We start from the raw sequence: 22,159 nt of genomic DNA on the forward strand, positions 1-22,159 counted from the left end.
GTTTTTTCTCTGGCGGAATCAATTCGGCCGCGTTAAGCGATGACTCCCATGGCGCGATATGTATTCATCACAGGCGGCGTGGTTTCCTCACTCGGAAAAGGCATCGCTGCAGCGGCCCTTGGGGCTCTCTTGCAGGCGCGAGGCTATCGCGCGCGCATAAAGAAGCTTGATCCCTATCTCAATGTCGATCCCGGCACGATGTCGCCATACCAGCATGGCGAAGTCTTCGTGACGGATGACGGCGCCGAGACCGATCTCGATCTTGGCCATTATGAGCGCTTCACCGGCCGCTCGGCCAACCAGCAGGACAACATCACCACGGGCCGCATCTACAAGAACATCATCGAGCGGGAGCGACGCGGCGACTATCTTGGCGCCACCGTGCAGGTCATTCCGCACGTCACCGACGAGATCAAGAATTTCATTCTCAACGGCAATGACGACTATGACTTCGTCCTGTGTGAGATCGGCGGCACCGTCGGCGACATCGAGGCGATGCCGTTTCTGGAGGCGATCCGCCAACTTGGCAACGACCTGCCGCGCAACAACGCCGTCTACGTGCACCTGACGCTGATGCCCTACATCCCAACGGCGGGCGAATTGAAGACCAAGCCGACCCAGCATTCGGTCAAGGAATTGCGCGGCATCGGCATCGCGCCCGACATTCTGCTGGTCCGCGCCGACCGCCCCATCCCCAGGGAAGAGCGCCGCAAACTGTCGCTGTTTTGCAATGTGCGCGAGAGCGCGGTCATCCAGGCGCTCGACGTGCCGCACATCTACGACGTGCCGATGGCCTATCACAATGAAGGGCTGGATTCGGAAGTGCTGGCCGCTTTCGGCATCGATCCGGCACCGAAGCCGCGGATGGAGCCCTGGCAAGCGGTGTCCAAACGCATCCACAACCCGGAAGGCGAGGTGACCATCGCCGTCGTCGGCAAATATACCGGCCTCAAGGACGCCTACAAATCGCTGATCGAGGCGCTGTCGCATGGCGGTCTCGCCAACCACGTCAAGGTCAAGCTCGACTGGATCGAGAGCGAGATATTCGAGAAAGAAGACCCGGCGCCGTGGCTGGAAAAGGTCCACGGCATTCTGGTCCCCGGCGGTTTTGGCGAGCGCGGCGCGGAAGGCAAGATCCTTGCGGCGAAGTTCGCCCGCGAGCGAAAAGTGCCGTATTTCGGCATCTGCTTCGGCATGCAGATGGCCTGCATCGAGGCAGCGCGTTCGCTGGCCGGCGTCAAGCATGCCTCGTCGACCGAATTCGGTCCGACCGAGGAACCGGTCGTCGGCCTGATGACGGAATGGCTGAAAGGCAACATGCTGGAGAAGCGTAGGGAAACCGGCGATCTCGGCGGCACCATGCGGCTCGGTGCCTATCAGGCGGACCTCGCCAAGGGCTCGAAGATCGCCGAGATCTATGGCGACACGCAGATTTCCGAGCGCCACCGCCACCGCTACGAGGTCAATGTCGACTACAAGGAGCGGCTGGAGGATTGCGGCCTGGTTTTTGCCGGCATGTCGCCGGACGGCGTGCTGCCGGAAACGGTCGAATATCCCGACCATCCCTGGTTCATCGGCGTGCAATATCATCCCGAGCTGAAAAGCCGGCCGCTTGACCCGCACCCGCTGTTTGCCAGCTTCATCGAGGCGGCGGTGGAGCAGAGCCGCCTGGTCTAAATCGACAGGCTATCGCGAGATATCCGGGCTAGCATGCAAACCTACGTCGCTCTGCTTTACAGCATCGTCCTGGGCGAGGGGCGGCGTGTCGTCATGTCCGATCTCAGGGCCATGACAGAAGGCCTGGGGCTGAACAACCCGCGCACGTTGGTGGCGACCGGCAATCTGGTTTTCGAGACGAAAGAAACAGAAATTGCCGCGCTCGAGCGCCGATTGGAGACGGCGTTCCAAAAGACCTTCGGCCGCCATGTCGACATCATCGTGCGCCGCGCGGATGACTGGTTGAAGCTTGCGGCCGGCAATCCGTTTCCCGCCGAATCGGCTGCCGCCGCGGATCAGGTAGCGGTGCGCGTGATGCGCAAGCCTGTTCCCGCTGAGGCCGTTGCGGCGCTGGAGGCCTATGTCGGCAAGGATGAGCGGATGCAGGCCGTCGGCGGTGACATCTGGATCTTCTTTTCGCGCGAGACGCCAAGCTCGCGTCTTCTGGCGGCGATAAGCCATAAACGGCTCGGCGTCGGCACCTCGCGCAACTGGAACACAGTGCGCAAGCTGGCCGAGATGGTCGGCAAATAGAGTTCCGGCAACCGATTGATTTGCCGGCGTTGGCCTTAAAGGACATTCAATCAGAACTGCGCGTCGTTGCATCGTAACGGTCGATCGCTTCGCTTGTCACGTTTGGTGATTCGATTTCGGTCGAACGATATGAAAGACTTCGTTTTTGGCCCGACTTTTTTTCACCATCGGGTTCTGACTGCCGGAAACCACATGGTCAGCAGTTCAAAAGGTTCGATCAGGCACATAGCGATCGACCGGGAGGAAACAATGGATCGCCTGCAATTCTTTACGCCTGTGCGGATTTCGCGCGGGCAGGAAGGCCTTGCCGAAGAAATTTACAGCGTAGCCGACGCGAAGGAGTTCTTGCGTAAATGGCCAATCGGCCGGCGTGGGCCAGTCTACCAATGCGCGGTGAATTGCTGCTCCGCAGCTCTGGCGGGCCGGATGTCGGCAGAGGAAGCAAGGAAGGCTTTTACCGGCTTCGCCCGCATCACGCGCTTGCTCGCCGAAGACATGGCTCTGCCGATGGGCGGCGGCAATGTTGATAACGTGCATGCGCTGAGGCGATGAACGTTCATATTTGATCCTGCCAGGAACGGGGCATCGGCAAAGTCACAGCACCTCGACCGAGGCAGCGAACACGTAGCCAGCGCCACGCTCGGTGACAATGAGTTTCGGCTCGCTCGGGTTGACCTCGAGCTTGCGGCGCAGTCGCAATATCTGCACATCGATACTGCGGTCAAACACCTCTTCGTCGTGAATCCTGCTGGCAGCGAGAAGCTGCTCGCGGCTCAGGATCTGCTGCGGCGATTGCAGGAAGGCTGCCAGCAGGTTGAACTCGCCGGCGGTCAGCGGCGTCGCTTCGCCGGCGGGCGAGCTTAGGCGCCGCATCCGCATGTCGAGTTCCCAGCCAGCAAAGCGGTAGCGTTTGGGCTTCTTGCCAGGCGACTGCTGGCGCGTTGATCCCGATCGCCGCAGCACGGCGCGAACGCGCGCAAGCAGTTCCCTGAGGCTGAAGGGCTTGGTGATGTAGTCGTCAGCCCCGAGTTCCAGGCCGACGATATGGCTACTGGAACGCGACGCCGGAAGAGAATGCGAGGGTAGGTTTTTCACTGACGCCCCGCCGTTTTGTACAGAGCCGGCAAAGCCATCTCCACGGCGCTAGGCGGAGTCGCTGCGGCGATCTATCAGGGCGCGGTGAATAGCTGCGCCGTGGCCCTGGCTCGGCGGCTCACGGGCCTGCTTCGAGGAAAGCCCGGGCAAACCCGGGTTGCGCTGCTTCTATCGTTCCATCGGGCAGCTTCAAAAGCCGGTCGATTGCGATGCCGTAGAGCCGCAGCCGATCATCGAGCAGCCGCGCCGCTTCGTCGATGTTGCCCTGCTCGGCCTTTAGCAAGGCGCGGTGCATTACATCCCGAAAGATCAGCCGCAGCTGCAAGAACATCTCGGCGAAGGCTTCCGGGTCGGGCACGTCGAAGATGCCTTCGTCGCTGCCTTTCCTGAGCAGATCGGTGATTATCGGCATGGCCAATTCCCTGGCCGACTGGTCGACCCGATGGAAGAGGGCAAGGTTCTCGGGCCGGAACAGGACGAAAAATGTCTTGCGCATTTGCGGGGCAAGCTCGACGTTCAGCCGCCGCGAGCCGGCAAACAGGGCATTGAGCCGGCCAAGCCCATCGAGTGAGGGATCGTTGAGCACGGGCTGCAATTCGGTGAAGCTGTCGCGGGCGAGACGTGTGGCGAGCGCCTCCAGCAGGGCCTCTTTCGATGCGAAATAGTGGTAGAACGCGCCCTTCGACAGGCCGGCCTCGCGGATGATGTCGTTCACCGTGGTGTTGTCATAGCCACGCTCGAAGAAAAGCCGCTGGGCGCAGTCGAGGAGCTCGGCGGATCTTATCTCCGGCGACTTGATCACTCGGGGCAAATCGAACCTCACAAAGTGCAGGTGGGCAAGAGGAGCACGAACCGGAACTTTATGCAACTTTTATAGACCGACGGTCGGTCTGGTGCTATTATCTGTCACCGCCCGACATTCGGATTCGATCATGGAGGGAAAAGTCCCTTGCGACGGATACGCTGGACTATCGGCATTGTTGTTGTCGCGACCGCGGCTGCTTTCGGCGCCTGGTATCTTTGGCAACCGGCCAAGGTTTCGGTGGTGACGCCACAACGCGGCGATGCGGCGGAAATCGTTTACGCGAGTGGCTCCGTCGAGCCGCGAACCTGGGCCAAGGTAACTCCGGTGGTTCGCGAAAGGATCGTCGAGCAATGCAATTGCGAGGGGTCGAGGGTTGCACATGGCGACGTGCTCGCCAGGCTCGACGACAGCGAGGCCCGGGCCGTGCTTGGCGAACTCGAAGCGCGTCAAGCGCTTGCCCAGGAAGAGCTGCGGCGGCTGACGGTGCTTGCCGAAAGGCGTGCGGCGAGCCAGCAGGCTCTCGATCGTGCACAGAGCGAGCTCGGCCAGATCGAAGCGCTGGTCGCCGGACAGAAGGCGCGACTCGACACCTACGTGTTACGCGCGCCGAGCGCCGGCGTCGTGCTCAGGCAGGACGGCGAGGTGGGTGAGGTCGCCGAGCTCGGCACGGTGTTATTCTGGGTCGGTGAGCCGAAGCCGCTCCTGGTGGTCGCCGAAGTCAACGAGGAGGACATACCCCGGGTCGAGGTCGGCCAGCGCGCGCTGCTTAAATCCGACGCGTTCCGCCAGCAGAACCTGGAAGCGGTGGTCGACAGCATCACACCCAAGGGCGATCCGGTGACGAAGACCTATCGCGTCCGTTTCCGCCTGCCGGACGATACGCCGCTTCGTATCGGCATGTCGACCGATGTGAACATCGTCATCCGCGTTTCGAAAAATGCGCTGTTGATCCCGTCCGTTGCTGTGGACGGGAATAAGGTGTTCGTCGTCGAAGGCGAAAAGGCCTGGCGACGTGAAATCCGAACCGGCATTCGCGGCACCAATGGCATCGAGGTTCTGTCGGGGCTCGATGAGAAGGCTCACGTCGTCTCGACCTATCCCGCCGACCTCGCCGACGGCGCGCGTGTGAGCATCATCGGCGCCCAGGAGTGATGACGATGCCGCTCATCTTCGACATCGCCCTCACGCACATTGCCGGCCGCGGTCGCCAGACGCTGGTTGCCGTAATCGGCGTTGCGGTCGGTGTCGGATTCTCCATTGCCATGGCGGCGCTGATGCAGGGTGGGCAGGACGATTTCGTCAGGCAGCTCGTCGACACGATGCCGCATGTCGACATCACCGACGAGCAGCGCACAGCCCGCCGTCAACCGGCCGGGGATGCCTTCGCGACAGTGGCGATTTCCGGGCTCAGGCCGCGCGACGATCGCCGCGGCATCATCAACCAGACCGCCGCGACCTCCTGGCTGGAGAGCTGGATTCCCGGCCGGTTCGCGGCAAGCCTCAAAACGCAGGGTGTGATCCGTTTTTCCAGCCGCGAAGTCGGCGCGGCGATCATTGGCATCGAACCGGAGCGCGAGCCCGGCGTGTCGCCGATTGTCGGAAACTTCGTCGAAGGCAGCTTTTCGGCGCTTGCCGCGGGCGGCAACAACGTGCTCATCGGCGACACGATGGCGAGCCGGCTCGGCGCCGGGTTCGGCGACACGATAACGGCGGTTTCCGCCGAGGGACTGACGCGCAACTTCAAGATCGCTGGCCTATTCCACACCGGCACCACCGCGCGCGACGAAGGCGAGGCCTATGTGCTTCTGAAAAGCGCGCAGATCCTCTCTGCGCGTCCGAACGCCATCAACGAAATCCGCATCAAGCTCGACGATCCTGACCGCGCTCCCGCGGTGGCGCAGCGTGCCGAGGCCGAACTGGGCTACAAGGCGGTGGCGTGGCAGGAGGCCAATGAATCGATCCTCGAAGCGCTCGTCGTACGCAACGTCATCATGTACACCGTTGTCGGCGCGATCATGCTGGTCGCTGGCTTCGGCATCTACAACATCATCTCCACCATCACGCACGAAAAGGCGCGCGACATCGCCATCATGAAGTCGCTTGGCTTCCCGGAGTCCGACATGCGCCGGCTCTTTCTGCTGGAAGGCGTCGCGATCGGCGCAGCCGGCTCCGTGCTCGGCGGGCTGTTCGGCGTCTCCATGACCTATGCGCTGTCGCTGGTGCGTTTCGAGATCGCCGCGACCGGCCAGGAGATGACCCGGCTGCCGATCGCCTGGAGCTTGATGCACTACGTCATCGCGTCGGCTTTCGCGCTGGGCTCGGCGGCAGTGGCCGGCTACCTGCCGGCGCGTCGTGCGGCGCGCCTGAACCCCGTCGAGATCATCAGAGGCGCGTCATGAGCGCACTCATCGAGACCAAGAAACTGACCCGCGTGTTGCCAGAGACGGTTCCCGTCACGCTGGTCAAGGACATCACGCTCGCGATCGACGAAAGAGAATTCGTCGCCGTCACCGGTCCCTCCGGCTCCGGAAAATCGTCATTGCTCTATCTGCTCGGGCTGCTCGACCGGCCGACCGCCGGGACGTTGACAATAGGCGGCCGCGACGCCGAGCCGATGAATGAAAGGGAGCGCGCGCGAACCAGGCTTTCGATGCTGGGCTTCGTGTTCCAGTTTCATTTTCTGCTGCCGGAGTTCACGGCGCGCGAAAATGTCGAAATCCCAATGCGCAAGCTTGGCCGGCTGGCGCGGCCTCGGATGCGCGAACGGGCCGGGGAGCTGCTGTCGTCCCTCGGGCTCGGCGAACATCTCGACAAGCGGCCCGACCAACTCTCGGGCGGCCAGCGTCAGCGCGTCGCGGTGGCACGCTCGCTCGCCAACGACCCGCCGCTTATACTCGCCGATGAGCCGACGGGGAGCCTCGACAGCAAGAGTTCCGAGCAGGTCTTCGCAATCCTGGAGAATCTGGTGCGCGAGCGCGGCAAGACCGTCGTGGCAGTTACGCATGATCTCGACATGGCGGCGCGTATGGACCGCCGCATTCACATCGTGGACGGGAAGATCGGCTGAACCGAAACCAATCGGCGTTCATGGGATCAGGAATGGCGCGAGCCTGTCCAATGATCACCGGGATCGCGATCAGGACACCCGCGCCGCGCCGAAATTGGCCTCGAGCCAGGCTATTGCCTCGGTCACGTCGTCGAGAGCATAGTTTGCAACCGTCGGCCCGCGCGGCTTCACGCGGATAGAGATGCCGTTGGCCTCGTTTATTGCCTCGAAACCGTTTTCGTCCGAGGTGTCATCTCCGAGGAATACGGGCCACCGGGCGGCAAAGGGCTGGATTTCCATGAAACGCCGGATGGCAGCTCCTTTGACGGCTTCCAGCGGCATGAGTTCAACGCCAGCGTTTCCCGCAATCACGCGGTACCCGGGCGGAAGCTGCGTCAACGCCTGTTCGACAAGCTGCGTTGCCCGGGCAAGCAGTTGCGGCGCAGCTCGGGTATGGATGGCCAAGACCGGCCCCTTGCGCTCGACATAGACCTTGCGTCCACCCAGTTCGGCCTCAATCTCGTCGGCAAGAGCCGCGATATCCGCCGGAGCGTCGGCAGTGTCGACTTGACCGTCCGCCGTCAACCGATGCTCGAGCCCGTACAGCCCTGCAACGCGCAGCTTCAGGGGATGAAACAATCTGTCCACGGCAGAGACCGAACGTCCGGTGATGAAGGCGAGGGCGCCGTCCAGCCTTCGCTCGATATTTCCGAGAAGCTGACGCAGTTCGTCACCGACGAAGACAGCGTCGGGATGAGCGGCATGTTCCAGCAAGGTGCCGTCGATATCGAGAAAAAGCGCCCATTGCTCTTCCGGCAGGTCGGGGGCCAGCGGCAGTCGAAGGTCCGTCACGACGCCGCCTTTCGTGCCCGCTCGAAGATGGAAACGACGTTGTTGCTGTTGGATGGCCGCTCGCCGTTGCCAGTCACCCCGCGTTTGCGAAGGCGCGCAGCGTCCAGCAGCATGCTGCCGGCCCAGCGATAGACGTTATTGTCGCGGACCATCTCGCGCATGGGCCGCATGCGCTCGCGCTGCTCGTCCGGCGCCATGGTCAGCGCCTGCAGCAGCGCCTCGCTCATCATGGTCGCATCATAGGGGTTGACGATCAGTGCCTCCAGGAGTTCGCGCGAAGCGCCGGCAAAGGTGCTGAGCAGCAGCACGCCCTGTTCGTCGTCGCGCGCCGCGACGAATTCCTTGGCCACCAGGTTCATGCCGTCATGCAGGCTGGTGACCATGCATATGTCGGCGGCGCGATAGATCTCGTAGACCTGCTCCTGCGAATGATGTTCGGCGAGCATCAGGACGGGACTGTAGTTCTCGCCGCCGTAGCGCTGGTTGAGCTCTTCGGCATAGCGAAGGCATTCGTCATGAAGTTGCTGGTAGGCCGGCAATGTGCTCCGGCTGGGCGCCGCGACCTGCAGGAAAACCACTTTGCCTTCCCATTCGGGATATCGCGTGAACAATTCGTCCAAGGCATGAAAGCGATCGGGAATGCCTTTGGTGTAGTCGAGGCGCTCGACGCCGACGCACAGTTTGACGTTCGCCGGCAGCCTGAATCTTTCGCGGACACGGGCACGGCATTCCTCGACAGCCGGCAATCTTGCCAGCAGTTCGGCCGGCCATTCTATGGAAATGGGGTAAGCGTGGACCAGCGTCGTTTGCCCGCCATAAGAGATCGCCGCGTCCGCCCGTTCTATCCGGCTTTCCAGGATGCGATCGACGCTCTCGGTGAAATTATTGGCATGAAACTGCGTATGGAAGCCGATGATGGAGCTGCCGAGCAAACCTTCCAGGATCCGTTCACGCCATGGACAGATGCTGTACACTTCCGAATTGGGCCATGGGATATGCCAGAAAGTAATGATGATCGCCTCGGGCAGGCGCTCACGGATCATGCGCGGCAAGAGCGCGAAGTGGTAGTCCTGAACCAGCACAATCGGCCGCTCGTTGCGCGCTTCGGCAACCACCGTATCGGCGAACTTCCGGTTGACGGCCTCATAGACCTGCCAATCCGACGCGCGAAAAATCGGGCGGGTGAAGGCGATATGACAAAGCGGCCACAGGCCTTCATTGGCGAAGCCTAGATAATAGGCCTGGTATTCTTCCTCGGTCAGCCAGACCCTGCGCAGCGTGTAGGACGGATTGCCAGGCGGCACCTCAAGCCGATCGTTCTCGTCGACGGTGAAACGGTCCGCTGTTCCGCCGCCATACGCAATCCAGGTGCCGGCACAGGCGCGGGTGATCGGCTCAAGTGCCGAAACCAGCCCGCTGGCCGGCACCAAGAGCTCGATGCCATCATCCCTAGTGTTGTGGATGTAGGGCTCGCGGTTGGATACGACGATCACCTGCGTCGCCGGCAGATCGTCGGCCAGGATCTTGCGCAACGTGTCGGGCGACCATGTGATCAGCGCTGCATCGGCCGAGTGGCCATTCTTTTCAAACTCCCGCAGCACCGTGCGAGCCGCTTCCGAAGCCAGGTCATCGCCTGCGGAGGATGCGGCCGCAGGTATGTGGCGCCGGTGGGATATCGACAACACCAGGGCAACAGCGGAAAGGCCAAGGCTTGCAATGATTAGAACCCAGAGTACCTCTATGCCAAAGTCTGACATTGGAACAACGATCTTCTCCGGCCGGTCGGTGGCCATTTCGTTTGTTATTCGAATTCGCAGGCGCCAATCAGCTGCCGTGCGTCGGAACGTTCAGACGGGCCATCGGTTCCGCTAATTGCAGCCCCGCGGTTGGTTCCATGCGAAAAGCCAAACTAGGTCCGCACGACGAGCGGCACCAACCCCTCATGCCGGTCGGCGAGAAAGGCGACGACCCTATCGCCGACACGCTGGAATGTCAGATCCACCTTCCTGGTGCCAACGCCAAGGTGCCTCAGTGTGAGCGTGTCGATACCAATCGGCAGCCTGGGACGGGTGACGTGGATTTCGCCGTCCCAGCCGTCGATCTCGAGGCCGAGGCAGGCCTGCATCAGCATGAAGGCAGACCCAGCCGACCACGCCTGCGGCAGGCAGGCGACGGGATAGGCGATCGGCGCTTCGCCCGGCGCGCGGGTAAAGCCGCAGAACAGTTCAGGCAACCGCATGTTGAAATGGACAGCCGATTCGAAGGTGCTGCTCATCAGCCGGATCACGCTTTCACGCTCGCCAAAGCGTGCCAGACCGGCGCCGCACATGGCGGTGTCATGCGGCCAGATCGAGCCGTTGTGGTATGACATCGGGTTGAAGAACACAGCATCGTCAGCGAGCGTCCTCAGCCCCCAGCCCGAATGGAAGGACGCCGAAAGCAGCTGGTCGGCGACCATCTGCGCTCGTGCCGGCGCGGGGAGGCCGACATAGAGAAGGTGCCCGACATTAGACGTCCGCACCTTGCAGGGCTCGCCGGCGCCGTCGATCGCCAAGGCATAGAAGCCGAGATCGTCCAGCCAGAAATGGCGTTCCACAGCGGCGCGCATGGCCTCGGCGCTGCTCTCCCAATGATCGGCCCTGTCGATCTCGCCGCGGCGACGGGCGAGCGCCGCCAACCCCTGGAACGCGGCAAAGGCATAGCCTTGCACCTCCACCAGGGCGATCGGTCCCTTGGGGGCTCGGCCGTCGGCATGGAAGACGGAATCGCTGCTGTCCTTCCATCCCTGGTTGGCGAGGCCGGACTCGGCGGCACGCTGGTAGGTGACGAAGCCGGTCGGCCGGCTTGCCTCCTCGATCCATTCAGCCGCAGCGCAGAGCGACGGCCACAGGCTGTCGACGAACGCCATGTCACCGGTACGGTCCGCATAGGCGCAGGCGAGATGGATGTAGAGTGGCGTCGTGTCGACACCGCCATAGTAGCGGCCGAAGGGGAGTTCCCGCAGCGCCGCCATTTCGCCTTTGCGGGTCTCATGCATGATCTTGCCCGGCTGCGAATCGCTGAACGGCGATGTCTCCGTCGCCTGGTGCTGGGCAAGGAAGGCCAGCACGCCTCGCGCCAAGCCCGGGTTGAGCCACAGCATCTGCAAGGCGGAGATCACGCCGTCGCGGCCGAACGCCGTCGAAAACCAAGGGATGCCCGCATAGGGGTAGGGTCCGGTCGTAAGCTCGGTGGTCAGCAGCGCCACATCCGCGCGGGCGCGCTCGACCCAATCGTTGAAGACGCGCCCGGAACTGTGCACCGTAGCACCATGGCGGCGCTTGGCCCGCATGCCGAAGCGAGCCCGGGCCGCGGCGGCGCGGAAGCGATCGCGGTTCGGCGTTTCCGCCACTTCGGGACCGACTTCGACATACAGCACCTTGCTGCTGCGCCTCGTCACGGCAATCAGGAAGTCGGCTCGGTCGCCCGTCAGCTGGTCTGGCGCCTGCGAGAACGATATCGCCGACATCCGCGCCAGCCCGTCCAACCCGTCGTAGCGAAGCAGCACGCAGGTCGCATCCGTCTTGGCAGCATGGGCCATGCCGCGCTTCAGTCTCGTCGAGCCGCGCACTTCGAACATGTCGCGGAAATCTGCGGCAAAATGCAGCGAAACGCGGATGATGGAGTGTTCCTGGCTGTAGTTGGAAAGGGTGACGCGTTCAAACAGCCGGTCCTGCCAAAGCAGCCTGACGCGTTCGATATGGACCGCGCCCTGCGGAATGTCCCGGCCGCGGACGCTCTGCATCGGCAGATTGGTAAGGTTGGAGGTGAAGAGCACATTGTCCTGGCTGAGCGACGCACCGAGCAGCGATGTCTGCCGGTCGCCGACGGTCAGCCGGAATTCGGAAAGCACTCGCGTGTCGTCACGGAAGAAACCGTCGCCGGCGCCGCGGATATCGCCGTAGGCGTCGGACACGGCAAAACAATCGCCTTGCTTGAGGGCGAACAGCCGATGCGGCTCTCGATGTGCGGTGGCGTCCAGGGACGCAAGTGCTACCGCGGGATCAAGCTGGCGCTCGTCGAGTTGGGCCATTCTCTACATATCCCTCTCGTTTCGCCCCCCTGAGGTAATGCCGCTCACGACGCTCTTGCTTCGGCCGAGGCGCCGATCAGGCGCGCATAGGCGGAAACGTAGTCGCGGGTCATTCTTTTGGCAGAAAACCGCCTTTCGAAGACCGCTCGCACCCTCCGCCTGTCGAGCCGCAGCAAGTCGGGCACCGAGGCAACCGCGCCTTGCATGGAATCCACGATAAAACCGGTCACGCCTTGCTCGACGATTTCCGGCAAGGCGCCGGATTTCCAGCCGATCACCGGCGTGCCGCAGGCCATCGCTTCTATGACGGCAAGACCGAACGGCTCCGGCCAATCGATCGGGAATACGAGGCCGGCCGCCTTGCCGAGGAATTCCGCCTTCTTGTCTTCCTCGATCTCGCCGACATAGTCGACACGATCACCATCGACCAGCGGCTCGACCATTTTGCGGAAATAAGCCCGGTCGTCGTCGCCGATCTTTGCAGCAAGCTTCAGTTTCAGCCCCGAGCGCAGCGCGATCTCGATGGCACGATCCGGACGCTTGTCGCGCGACATCCGCCCAAGGAAGGCGAGGTAGGGCTCCCTTGGGCTCGGCTCGAAAACCGGCTTGTAGAGTTCGGTCGGCAGCCCGTGGTGAATCGTCGCCAGCCAGTTGGCGTCGGCCAGCCCCGTCCTTTGGCTGCCGGACACGGAGATCATCGGAAAGCGCGGAAAACGCTCATAGGCCGGTGCCAGATCGACGTAGTCGAGCCTGCCATGCGGCGTCGTCACCGTCCGCTCATGCATGTGCTCAAAGAAGGAAAAATGCAGGAAATGGCTGAGGTGAAAGTGAATGATATCAAATTCTTGAGATCGTGTCCTCACCTCAGAAAGCATCGAAAGGTGCGCGGCTGTCTCGGATTTCAGCGGGCTTGGGTCAAGACGCAGCGCACGCTCGCGACACGGCACTAATTTTGCCGAGGTCCTTGTATCGCCACTGGCGAACAAAGTTACGTCATGGCCTAGCTCGACCAAGCCTTCGGTCAGATAGGAGACAATGCGCTCCGTGCCTCCATAGAGCCGAGGCGGCACGGATTCGTGGAGCGGCGCCACATGGGCTATTTTCATAGGCTGGCATTTCCCTGAAAGATCATCGCTGATGTCGAAATGCACCACTCCCCCGAACGTTCCGCAACGGCAAGAAGTCGGGCGATGACTGGCGATTCACCCAGCCGGCCCGCTGGCGTTTATCAAGGCCGTGGGCGTTTTTGCCGGGAACCAATTGGCTGGCCGTGAATTTAATAAGGTTCGATCGAACGCATCGCGATCGACGGGAGGAAAAGATGAATCGCCTGGAATTCTTTACGCCGGTGCGAATTGCGCGCGGGCACGGAGAACCTGTGGAAGAAATCGACAATGTCAGCGAAGCGATGACGTTTTTGCGCCACTGGCCGAAAGGTAGGCGCGGCCCGGTGTATCAATGCGCGCTGAACTGCTGCGCTGCGGCACTGGCAGGTCAGATGTCTGCCGAGGAAGCAAGAAAGGCTTTTACGGGCTTTGCCCGGATCACCCGGCTCCTGGACGACGACATAGCGCTGCCGATACGCGGCGAAAAGATGGACAGCGCATACACGCCGAGGCGATAGACGCCAGCGCTCCCAGGTGCCAGTTTACCGACCAGCCCAGTTGGCGAGCAGCATAACCGCGACACCGGCGATCTGCGTCGGTGCGCAGGATGCCCGGGCACCTGGATCCAGGCCGATCCAAAATTATGGCAAGACCGAAATGCGCCCCAGAAGGGCCACCAGTTCCGCCTGACGTCTGGTTTCGGTCTTGGCGAACAGCGAGGCAAGTTGTGAGCGGATCGTGGTGCGGCTGAGCCGCCAGCTGCGGGCGATCTCCAAAGGCGCATCGCCCTGAGCCAAACGCAGAGCCAGGTGCGTTTCCGCGCTCGTCAAGCCAAACATCCTTTGCAGTGTCTGAGGGTTTGGCCCCGACCTGTTCACACGGCCAAGCAATGCCACGATGCTCGTTCCGTCGGGGGCGATAAGACCGTTCTCTTTCAGTACCACCGGCCTGTCGCCTGTACTGCGGATCACCACCCAAGAAAGGGAGCCCGGCAGGAAAGGCGCCGGAACATTTGCGACCAGCCGTCTTAGGGCTGCCGAAAGCTCACTGGCTGTATCAGCCGCTTCGCCTTTGTGCTCCGGCGTGGGGCGCTCCAGCGTGGTTAGAGCGGCCGCGTTCCATTCGATCACTTTTCTGTCGCGGTTTAGTACGAGATAACCACAGCCGAGGCGATCAAGCATGCCGGTGACGGATTCCAGGCTGCGTCTCTTTGGTTCGTCGCCCCCTGTCTCCGGCCGAGGATAAGCATATAAGGGCCGCGTCACCTGCGCGTCAGGGGTATACTTGGCTCCTGTCGTGATGTGCCGGTTGCCCGCAACGGCATCACTGTATCTATCGATCATAGTCATTTTTCAACCTCCCCAAAGGTTCATCAGCCCGTAATAACTTGTCCGGGATATACGAACAGTAATCTTGCGTAGGGCTCGCAAAAAAGGCGCTCCCTACTATCTTGAAACTCGTTATATTCTGATGAGTTTTACTCGTCCCCGCTTGATAAAATGCGCGCTGTGATGGTGGTATGGCAATCCCGCAGTCGGACTAGGTTGTACGTTTTTTGCTCTAGTCTCGACGGCCTAGTCAAAAGGTAGTAGTCTATGTCGATGAACTGGCAGTCGCGCAGGTCGGATTTGAACCCAACAGGCAGACTGCTAACTCACCTTGCCTCCGCATCGGTACTGGCTGCTACGCTGATATTTGAGACAAAAGCGTCAGCATACATCGGAGAAGGGTCGAGTTTCCTGGAATTTATTCCAGCTATTATTATCATTTCCTACCTTGAAGACCGTGGTCCTGCGCTTGCGGCGACGGTCCTGATGGTGGCTGCCGGCTTGTGGACGCGAAGCACCCTGCATGGTCAGATCTCCGGCGAAGATTGGGCGCGCGCCATTCTGCTTCTGATTTCCGGTGGCGTGATTGCCATGACATTCCATCGGCTGCGGCAGGACGTGCGTGAGCTGCTGGAGGTAGCAGAAGCCAGGCTCGCTGCGGTCGAAGCAACCGAAAGCCGCTATCGTTGGGCTTTCGAACGCGCCGCCATGGGGTTCGCAAACATCAACGAGAAAGGTGAGCTGCTGCAATCCAACAGACGCCTCAGCGAGATGACAGGCTACGAGGAGGACGAGCTTGCCCAATTGCAGCTGGAGACACTCGTTCATCCGGACGACCGTGATGCCTTGGCGCAATTGCTGGCTGGCCTTGGCAAAGACTCTGCTTCGTTCGCTTCGGAGGTGCGTCTGTTAAGAAGGAACGGTTCGGCATTCTGGGCGCGGCTAACGCTGTCTTTGTCCGTGCCCGACGGGGTTCTCTCAGAGACCATTTTCGTGGTGGTCGACGATATCTCGGGACGACGAGCCGTGCACGAAGCGCTTCGGGCTCAGAAGGAGTGGCTGGATCTCGCTTTGTCTGCTGGACGCCTGGCCACGTGGCGGATCGACCTTAAAGACGGCATCGTCACCGGTTCGGGCGCGTTCTGGGACATTCTCGGACTGCCCCCGGCCGGCAGCCGCCGGTTGGAGGAACTGTCGGCCGTCGTTCATCCGGCGGACTGGCCAAAGCTGGCTGTATCGAGAAAGCTCGCATCGGTCACGAACTACGACGTCGAGATTCGCGTCCGACGACCGGACGGACATATCCGCTGGGTTGCTCTGCGCGGAAGGGAAGAGAAATACGATGATCGTCTACAGCGGCTCGGCGTGGCCGCCGACCTGACCGAGCGACGGCAAACCACGCTGCTGCGTGCTGCGGCAAAGAAGCGGGAGCGCATTATGCTCGAGCAACGCCACAGGTTCATCAACCTGTTCCCGGTGATCACGGCACTGGTGAACATGGTCAATGTTCCCGAGAACAATGTCGCCAGGTACAAGGAGACGCTCATCGACAGGATACGTTCGCTCGAGGCAACGCATCTGCTCCTTTCGGGCAACAGCAGCGGGTCGGGGATGCTTCACGATCTCGTTGTCCAGGAGTTGCAACCGTATATGGGGACACGCGAAATATCTGTCAGCGGTCCCTCGGTTACGATGTCGGGAGGCGCCGCCGAGAGCTTTGCGATGATTGTTCACGAGCTTGCGACCAATTCCTTGAAACATGGAGCGCTTGGCGATTCAAAAGGCCGGGTCGAGGTAAATTGGACGTTCGCATCGGAAGATGCGGTCGGTGACATCGCGTTCGATTGGGTGGAATCAGGGCGGCGGCGGCCTTCAAAAGTTGTCCGCCATGGTTTCGGTTCAATGATAATCGGAGTGGATGGGGCGCCGCTTGTCGGTCACTCTCCCAAGCTGGAAATGACGGATCACGGGCTGCGATATTCGCTGCGGCTGTCGCGCAAGGAAATCGGCCCTTGACGCCAGCGGGCCAAGATCGGACAGCGCCCCTTGCGTATCAAAAGAACGTGGTGCTCTAATTAATTGATATCCCTCGTTAACCACGTCTTCAGCATAACGGCAGCCTCCGTCCGATTCCGCACCCCAAGCTCACGCAAAACCGCAGCGGCATGGATTTTCGTCGTCGCTTCGGCGATCTCCAGATCGCGCGCGATTTCCTTGTTCGAATAGCCTTCCGCCATCAGCTTGAGGACCTCCTTCTGCCTCGAGGTCAGCCTGCCAAGATTGCCGGTGGTGGTACGTCGGTGCGGGACATGCTCGGAGGGAGCAGGTGCGTGAGTTGTCTGCGCAGCACCGGGGCGCGACAGAAGTGCAGGGACGTAGATGCGGCCCGAGAGGATTTCGTTGACGGCCATAACGACCTCCTCGTCTCTTTGCGACTTTACGATATAGCCATGAAGTCCGATCGACAGAGCCGTGAGTATCTCCGAGCGTGAATCGTTCCCGGAAACAATGGCAAATCGCGTATCCGGATAAGCCGACAGAATGCCGCCGAGCACTTCCTGATTGAACAATCCCGGCATGTTCAGGTCCAGGATCGCAAGATCAACGGACGCCTGCTCGGCAAGCAGACTGAGCGCGGCGTCGAAACACGACGCCTCAAATATTTCCACACCTGGAATGCCCGCGGTCAGAGCCAAGCGCAGGCCACGACGATACAGGCCGTGATCGTCGGCGATGACGATTCGATACATTGATCTACCCCAACGAAACCTGAATAGATTGAACGGTCACGGGCCTTTGGAGTCGTGGCCAATCACTCGTCAATTCATCCAGTCAACGCCAGCGGTGCCCCAACACCGCAAGCCCAGTTTGCTAATATAATCCTAAAAGGCAGGTAAGGCTCCTCTTTTTTTGAACCCTGTCAACGGGAGCCGCCGAACACGTCGAATCATCCGTTCCTATCCTCCAGGACCATGTGCCAACGCCTTGAGACGATGCCGATAGCTCGCGATCGCCAATGCCCATGGCGAGGCGTGTTTTTCGATTGCCGATCGGGAACTTAGTGATTTAACTTCCACGCAATTGTCAGACACCGCGACCGGCAAGGCGGAAGGGGCTGTTGTGAGCGAAGAGATCAGTGTCGCGGAAGCCTACCGCAGACGCCGCACCATCTTCATGGGGCTGGAGGTGCTCATCGCGCCCGGTGCGCTCGTTCCCCGGCCGGAGACGGAGTTGCTCGGCACGACAGCACTTGATGTCCTGCGGCGAATGAACCTGTCGGCGCCGCGCGTTGTCGACATGTGCTGCGGGGCCGGCAATCTGGCCTGCGCCATCGCGCATTACGCCCCTGCCGCGCAGGTCTGGGCGAGCGATCTCACCGATGGATGCGTCGAGGTCGCGCGCCGCAACGTCGCCCATCACGACATGGCAGATCGCGTGTCGGTGCTTCAGGGTGACTTGTTCAGTGCTTTCTCGGGCTTGGAGCTTGATAACACGATCGACGTGATCGCCTGCAACCCGCCTTACATTTCGGAAAAGCGGCTCGAGGGCGACCGCGCGCATCTGACCGAGTTCGAGCCGCGTGAAGCGTTTGCAGCCGGTCCCTACGGCCTGAGCATCCATATGCGGGTGATCAAGGACGCGCCCCGCTACTTGCGGCGCGGAGGCATCCTGCTCTTCGAGGTCGGTCTCGGCCAGGACCGGCAGGTCATACGTTTGCTGGAGCGCTCCAAGTCCTTCGAGGGGATCCGGGCGGTCGCGAACGAAGCCGGCGAGGGAAGGGTGGTGGTGGGACATACCACGCCGTGAGCGTCAGCCATGCCGCAACTGCTGGCTCAACTCGTGGTGTTCACGGTTCTGGCGCGCTCCAGCAAAAAAGGTGGCGCTCACTCGCGTCCCTGATCAGCTTTTTGGGCTTTTCTTGATTTAGTCGGTGCTATTCCAAGCCCGCTGTTGTCTGGGTTTGCGTCGGAGACAACGCTGTATGCAAAGATGTGTCCCCGGTTCTCGTCGGTTACTCGGATCCAATCCTTTTCCCACCTTCGCAGCGTAACATGTCGATCTGTCGACATGGCGGCGGCTTTGAAGGGGCTCGGCGCGTTGATGACACGCACCGTTATCACGTCATCGCCCTCCATTTGTTCGACGAGGTATGTCTGCATAAAGGCCTCCCCAGCGCCCATTGCAACCTTAACGTCAGCCAAAGTGTTCGGTTGCAGCATAGCAAAGAGATTTTCGACAAATGTGACGAAGCGACGAGGCCTCTGCCCGGCCGGTCCGAGAATGGGCTACGGCTCAGTAAAATACGGGGTTCTGCATATGAAACCTCGCCCCGGGCGAGTAGCCCAAGCCGCGTACAGGTCGCTTACGTCTCGGATCGCGTTGGATGAGAAAGGAAGCATCAAGGCGTGCGGGCGAGGGTTAGCCCTGGATCGACCAAGCGGCACGCAGGTCGTTGGCTTGGGCGATCCTGACGCCGCAAGCAATCAGAACGCCTTTGGTCGCTGCTACGAGCGCGGCATTGTCCTTGGCAGTTGTGCCGTCGGCCAGAGTAAAATTGTTCTCGAACCCGACGCGGGCATGACCGCCCAGCAGCGCGCCGGCCGTAACGCAAGCGGTTTCTTGCCGACCAAAGGCACAGACCATCCAGTGCGCGAAGCGCGGCCGGTCCTGCGCAAGGAAGGGAGGCAGATCGGCCGGTCGCGAAACCTGTCCCGGGGTGTAGCGGCCGAGCACATAGAGCACGGGGATGTGATCGAAAGGCACCAGCCCGCGCTGCTGCATGGCGGCTAGGGCCGACGCCTCTTCGGGCGCGTAAAGGATGATCTGAGGGGCGATCCGCTCGCTCTTCAACCACGACAGGAACTGCGCGAAAGCGGTCTCATGGGCAGCGTCCGGCACCAGTTCGCGCAGCGCCAGCGAAACCGCCTCAGGGCGGGCAGCCCGCACCACCGCCATCTGCTCGGCCGGCTGGTAGCGGCCGACCGCTTCGCTGGTGATCTGGACGATCAGCCGCTCGCCCACCGCATCACGTATCGCTTTCGTCGTCTCGCGATAGGCGTGCGCGTCGAGCAAATGGCCGCCGTCGCGGTCGCGGACATGCGTATGGATCATCGCGGCGCCCGCCTCGAGGCAGGCGGCGGCAGTCCGGGCCAATTCCTGGGGGCCGATCGGCAGGGCAGGGTGGTCTTGCTTGCCACGCCGTCCACCATTCGGCGCAACGGCGATTACCGTCGGTGCGATAAGTCCGGGGCCGGTCGCGATACTGTCAGCGGTCATAGGCTCAGTCCAATTGTTTCAGTATTGCGCAGTATGTAACATCTGTTGCATGATAGATTCGCTGCAAATCGCGCCATCGTCAATCGGGGGAAGGCATGACACACATCCTGCATCGCCAGATCCATGCGAGCCTGCCCGTCGCGGCTGGCGGCAAGGGCATCGAACTCTTCGACCGCGATGGCCACGCCTATATCGACGCGTCAGGCGGCGCGGCGGTTTCCTGCCTCGGCCACGGCCATCCCGAGGTGACGGCCGCGCTCCACGCGCAGGCCGACAAGCTCGCCTATGCCCACACCAGCTTCTTCACCAATGAGCCGGCCGAGACATTGGCCGACAAGCTCGTCGCTGGCGCGCCACAAGGTATTAGCCACGCCTATTTCGTGTCCGGCGGATCCGAAGCGGTGGAGGCAGCGCTCAAGATGGCCCGGCAGTTTTTCGTCGAGACCGGCAGGCCAGAGCGGCGAAACGTCATCGCCCGCCGCCAGAGCTATCACGGCAACACGCTCGGCGCTCTCGCTGCCGGGGGCAATGAGTGGCGACGTGCCCAATTCCGCCCTTTGCTGATCGACACGCATCACATCGACCCATGCTATGCCTACCGCTACCAGGAAGCCGGTGAGAGCGAGGCGACCTACGGACTGCGCGCCGCCCAGGCGCTCGAGGATAAAATTCTAGAACTGGGTCCGGACACTGTCATGGCCTTCGTTGCAGAACCTGTGGTCGGCGCGACAGCAGGAGCGGTGCCCGCGGTTCCCGGCTACTTCAGGCGTGTCCGTGAAATCTGCGACCGCTACGGTGTGCTCCTCATCCTCGACGAGGTGATGTGCGGCATGGGCCGCACCGGCACGCTGCACGCCTGCGAGCAGGACGGCGTCGCGCCCGACCTGATGACGATCGCCAAAGGCCTCGGTGGCGGCTACCAACCCATCGGTGCGGTGCTGCTTTCGCGCCGCATCTTCGACGCTTTCGCCGAAGGCTCCGGCTTCTTCCAGCACGGCCACACCTATATGTGCCATCCCATGGCCTGCGCGGCGGCGCTCGCCGTCCAGGAGGTGATTGCTCGCGACGATCTGCTCGCCAATGTCCGGGCGATGGGAGAGCATCTTTCGCGGCGACTGGGCGAACGGTTCGGCAACCATGCCCATATCGGCGACATTCGCGGGCGTGGCCTTTTCATGGGTGTAGAGCTGGTCGAGGATCGCTCTACCAAGGCGCCCTTCGAACCAAAGCGGAAGCTCAATGCGAAGGTCAAGCGCGAGGCGATGGCGCGCGGCCTGCTGGTCTATCCGGCGGGGGGCACGATCGACGGCGTGCGCGGCGATCATGTGCTGCTGGCGCCGCCCTTCATCATAGACGCCGCGGCAATCGACGCGGTTATCGAACGGCTCGGCGACGCGATAGACGCTGCGGTGGCATAGCCAGCGGCCTTCATTCGGGCAGATAGGCGCCGAACGCCTGTAACTCCAATTCCGTCTCCCTGACGCGAGCCGCCGCGGCCGGCCCGCTGCGCGCCAGCATCGTTGCGGCCAGCGCTTCCACGATAGCCATAGCTGCGGCCACCGATGGGAAGAAGGACGGGCTGTCGGTTGAGAATCGCAAGACAACCTTCGCATGCCGCGCGATCGGAGCGGCCATGCTGTCGACGATCGCGACAATCGGAACGCTGTGTCGTTGCGCAGCCTCCACCACCGGCCCGAGTTCACGCGAATAGGGCGAAAAGCCGATCGCGACCACCGCTTCCTTCTTTCCAAGCGCTGCAAGTTCCGCCTCGATCGCACCGCCGTCGCCGCCGAGCAGCGTGATCTCGCGCCGAAACATCCGGCAGAGATAGACGAGCGCGTGGGCGGGCGCGCGGCAGCTTCGGAACCCGGCGACACGTATGCGCTGAGCCTTCTCCAGTATCGCGCAGGCCCTTGCGATTTCTTCGCTGCCGTTGACGGCTTCGGCCGCCGCCAGATTGGCCACCGTCGTCCTCAGCGATTCGGCGAAGATCGCCTCCGACCTGCGCCTGACAAGCGCATCGGCCCTTGCCGCGAAAGGCGCCTTGCCGGAGCGCAGCCGGTCCTCGAACGGCCTGCGCAGCGCCGCCCAATCGCCAAAACCCAGTCGCCGCGCCAGTCGCACGAAGGTCGTCGGTGTCACCTCTGATCGCGAGGCCAGCATCCGCATGGAAACCAGCGCCACCTCGTCGGGATGATCGACCAGGAAACGCGCCGCCTTGCGCAGTTCCGAGCTCAACTCGGGGAGTTCGCTCAGTATGCGCGCCAAAAGCGCGTCGAAACCCATCTCCCGACTGTCCATTGTAACAAGCATTTCCCTTGATTGATA

General features: G+C 61.8%; 21 protein-coding genes. 10 read left to right on the forward strand and 11 right to left on the reverse strand.

Translation table 11 applies throughout. The annotated features are described in order from the left end of the window. Window positions 1–39 precede the first annotated feature (39 nt). From BQ8794_RS34015 to BQ8794_RS34025, 3 genes are all read left to right on the forward strand, one after another. Window positions 40–1,677 (forward strand): CTP synthase, encoded by a 1,638-nt coding sequence (locus tag BQ8794_RS34015; protein ID WP_077384098.1) that lies wholly within the window; start codon window positions 40–42, stop codon window positions 1,675–1,677. A gap of 33 nt (window positions 1,678–1,710) precedes the next feature. Next, the gene (locus tag BQ8794_RS34020) at window positions 1,711–2,250 is read left to right on the forward strand and encodes a DUF1697 domain-containing protein (protein ID WP_077384099.1); all 540 of its coding nucleotides are present in this window, start codon (window positions 1,711–1,713) and stop codon (window positions 2,248–2,250) included. Window positions 2,251–2,499: 249 nt separating this feature from the next. After that, window positions 2,500–2,802 carry a DUF982 domain-containing protein gene (locus BQ8794_RS34025; protein WP_077384162.1) on the forward strand — a complete coding sequence of 101 codons (303 nt, stop codon included), beginning with the start codon at window positions 2,500–2,502 and terminating at the stop codon, window positions 2,800–2,802. A 42-nt stretch (window positions 2,803–2,844) separates the two neighbouring features. On the opposite strand, the gene BQ8794_RS34030 is transcribed toward BQ8794_RS34025, so the two are convergent. Then, window positions 2,845–3,345 (reverse strand): winged helix-turn-helix domain-containing protein, encoded by a 501-nt coding sequence (locus BQ8794_RS34030; RefSeq protein WP_077384100.1) that lies wholly within the window; start codon window positions 3,343–3,345, stop codon window positions 2,845–2,847. 118 nt (window positions 3,346–3,463) lie between these two features. Beyond that, window positions 3,464–4,147 carry a TetR/AcrR family transcriptional regulator gene (locus BQ8794_RS34035; protein ID WP_244555195.1) on the reverse strand — a complete coding sequence of 228 codons (684 nt, stop codon included), beginning with the start codon at window positions 4,145–4,147 and terminating at the stop codon, window positions 3,464–3,466. A 147-nt stretch (window positions 4,148–4,294) separates the two neighbouring features. Between BQ8794_RS34035 and BQ8794_RS34040 the strand changes: the two genes are divergently transcribed. From BQ8794_RS34040 to BQ8794_RS34050, 3 genes are read left to right on the forward strand one after another with little or no spacing between them, the layout of a single operon-like run. Then, window positions 4,295–5,302 carry an efflux RND transporter periplasmic adaptor subunit gene (locus BQ8794_RS34040; RefSeq protein ID WP_077384101.1) on the forward strand — a complete coding sequence of 336 codons (1,008 nt, stop codon included), beginning with the start codon at window positions 4,295–4,297 and terminating at the stop codon, window positions 5,300–5,302. 5 nt (window positions 5,303–5,307) lie between these two features. Further along, a complete protein-coding gene (locus BQ8794_RS34045; protein ID WP_077384164.1) occupies window positions 5,308–6,549 on the forward strand; it encodes an ABC transporter permease in 1,242 nt (413 codons plus the stop codon). Next, complete coding sequence (locus tag BQ8794_RS34050) at window positions 6,546–7,217, forward strand: ABC transporter ATP-binding protein (RefSeq protein WP_077384102.1); 672 nt, start codon at window positions 6,546–6,548, stop codon at window positions 7,215–7,217. Before BQ8794_RS34045 ends, BQ8794_RS34050 begins: the two co-directional genes overlap by 4 nt. Before the next feature lie 69 nt (window positions 7,218–7,286). Here the strand turns inward: BQ8794_RS34050 and otsB are convergent, their stop codons facing one another. The 4 genes from otsB to BQ8794_RS34070 all read right to left on the reverse strand — a co-directional run bounded on the left by otsB (window position 7,287) and on the right by BQ8794_RS34070 (window position 13,226). Further along, window positions 7,287–8,048 (reverse strand): trehalose-phosphatase, encoded by a 762-nt coding sequence (otsB, locus tag BQ8794_RS34055; protein WP_077384103.1) that lies wholly within the window; start codon window positions 8,046–8,048, stop codon window positions 7,287–7,289. Then, entirely contained in the window at window positions 8,045–9,805 is a 1,761-nt protein-coding gene (locus BQ8794_RS34060; protein WP_077384165.1) for an alpha,alpha-trehalose-phosphate synthase (UDP-forming), read from the reverse strand. Before BQ8794_RS34060 ends, otsB begins: the two co-directional genes overlap by 4 nt. Window positions 9,806–9,957: 152 nt before the next feature. After that, complete coding sequence (locus tag BQ8794_RS34065) at window positions 9,958–12,120, reverse strand: amylo-alpha-1,6-glucosidase (protein ID WP_077384104.1); 2,163 nt, start codon at window positions 12,118–12,120, stop codon at window positions 9,958–9,960. Window positions 12,121–12,164: 44 nt separating this feature from the next. Next, window positions 12,165–13,226 (reverse strand): glycosyltransferase family 4 protein, encoded by a 1,062-nt coding sequence (locus BQ8794_RS34070; protein WP_077384166.1) that lies wholly within the window; start codon window positions 13,224–13,226, stop codon window positions 12,165–12,167. A gap of 215 nt (window positions 13,227–13,441) precedes the next feature. Between BQ8794_RS34070 and BQ8794_RS34075 the strand changes: the two genes are divergently transcribed. Beyond that, complete coding sequence (locus BQ8794_RS34075; protein WP_077384105.1) at window positions 13,442–13,744, forward strand: DUF982 domain-containing protein; 303 nt, start codon at window positions 13,442–13,444, stop codon at window positions 13,742–13,744. A 123-nt stretch (window positions 13,745–13,867) separates the two neighbouring features. On the opposite strand, the gene BQ8794_RS34080 is transcribed toward BQ8794_RS34075, so the two are convergent. Further along, window positions 13,868–14,575 (reverse strand): helix-turn-helix transcriptional regulator, encoded by a 708-nt coding sequence (locus BQ8794_RS34080; protein ID WP_077384106.1) that lies wholly within the window; start codon window positions 14,573–14,575, stop codon window positions 13,868–13,870. 246 nt (window positions 14,576–14,821) lie between these two features. On the opposite strand from BQ8794_RS34080, the gene BQ8794_RS34085 reads away from it, so the two are divergent. After that, window positions 14,822–16,570 carry a PAS domain S-box protein gene (locus BQ8794_RS34085; RefSeq protein ID WP_244555191.1) on the forward strand — a complete coding sequence of 583 codons (1,749 nt, stop codon included), beginning with the start codon at window positions 14,822–14,824 and terminating at the stop codon, window positions 16,568–16,570. Window positions 16,571–16,629: 59 nt separating this feature from the next. Here the strand turns inward: BQ8794_RS34085 and BQ8794_RS34090 are convergent, their stop codons facing one another. Next, window positions 16,630–17,304 (reverse strand): LuxR C-terminal-related transcriptional regulator, encoded by a 675-nt coding sequence (locus BQ8794_RS34090; protein ID WP_077384107.1) that lies wholly within the window; start codon window positions 17,302–17,304, stop codon window positions 16,630–16,632. 370 nt (window positions 17,305–17,674) lie between these two features. Here BQ8794_RS34090 and BQ8794_RS34095 point away from each other — a divergent pair, with 370 nt between their 5' ends. Further along, complete coding sequence (locus tag BQ8794_RS34095) at window positions 17,675–18,361, forward strand: N5-glutamine methyltransferase family protein (protein ID WP_077384168.1); 687 nt, start codon at window positions 17,675–17,677, stop codon at window positions 18,359–18,361. Between the two features lie 77 nt (window positions 18,362–18,438). Here the strand turns inward: BQ8794_RS34095 and BQ8794_RS35380 are convergent, their stop codons facing one another. Both BQ8794_RS35380 and BQ8794_RS34105 read right to left on the reverse strand, forming a co-directional pair. Next, the gene (locus BQ8794_RS35380; protein ID WP_167378942.1) at window positions 18,439–18,714 is read right to left on the reverse strand and encodes a hypothetical protein; all 276 of its coding nucleotides are present in this window, start codon (window positions 18,712–18,714) and stop codon (window positions 18,439–18,441) included. A gap of 259 nt (window positions 18,715–18,973) precedes the next feature. Next, the gene (locus BQ8794_RS34105) at window positions 18,974–19,831 is read right to left on the reverse strand and encodes a beta-keto acid cleavage family enzyme (protein WP_077384109.1); all 858 of its coding nucleotides are present in this window, start codon (window positions 19,829–19,831) and stop codon (window positions 18,974–18,976) included. A 95-nt stretch (window positions 19,832–19,926) separates the two neighbouring features. Between BQ8794_RS34105 and BQ8794_RS34110 the strand changes: the two genes are divergently transcribed. Next, window positions 19,927–21,249 (forward strand): aspartate aminotransferase family protein, encoded by a 1,323-nt coding sequence (locus tag BQ8794_RS34110; RefSeq protein ID WP_077384110.1) that lies wholly within the window; start codon window positions 19,927–19,929, stop codon window positions 21,247–21,249. A 10-nt stretch (window positions 21,250–21,259) separates the two neighbouring features. On the opposite strand, the gene BQ8794_RS34115 is transcribed toward BQ8794_RS34110, so the two are convergent. Further along, window positions 21,260–22,132 carry a MurR/RpiR family transcriptional regulator gene (locus BQ8794_RS34115; RefSeq protein WP_167378943.1) on the reverse strand — a complete coding sequence of 291 codons (873 nt, stop codon included), beginning with the start codon at window positions 22,130–22,132 and terminating at the stop codon, window positions 21,260–21,262. Window positions 22,133–22,159 lie beyond the last annotated feature (27 nt).

Source organism: Mesorhizobium prunaredense, assembly GCF_900156895.1.
Classification (GTDB): Bacteria; Pseudomonadota; Alphaproteobacteria; order Rhizobiales; family Rhizobiaceae; genus Mesorhizobium; species Mesorhizobium prunaredense.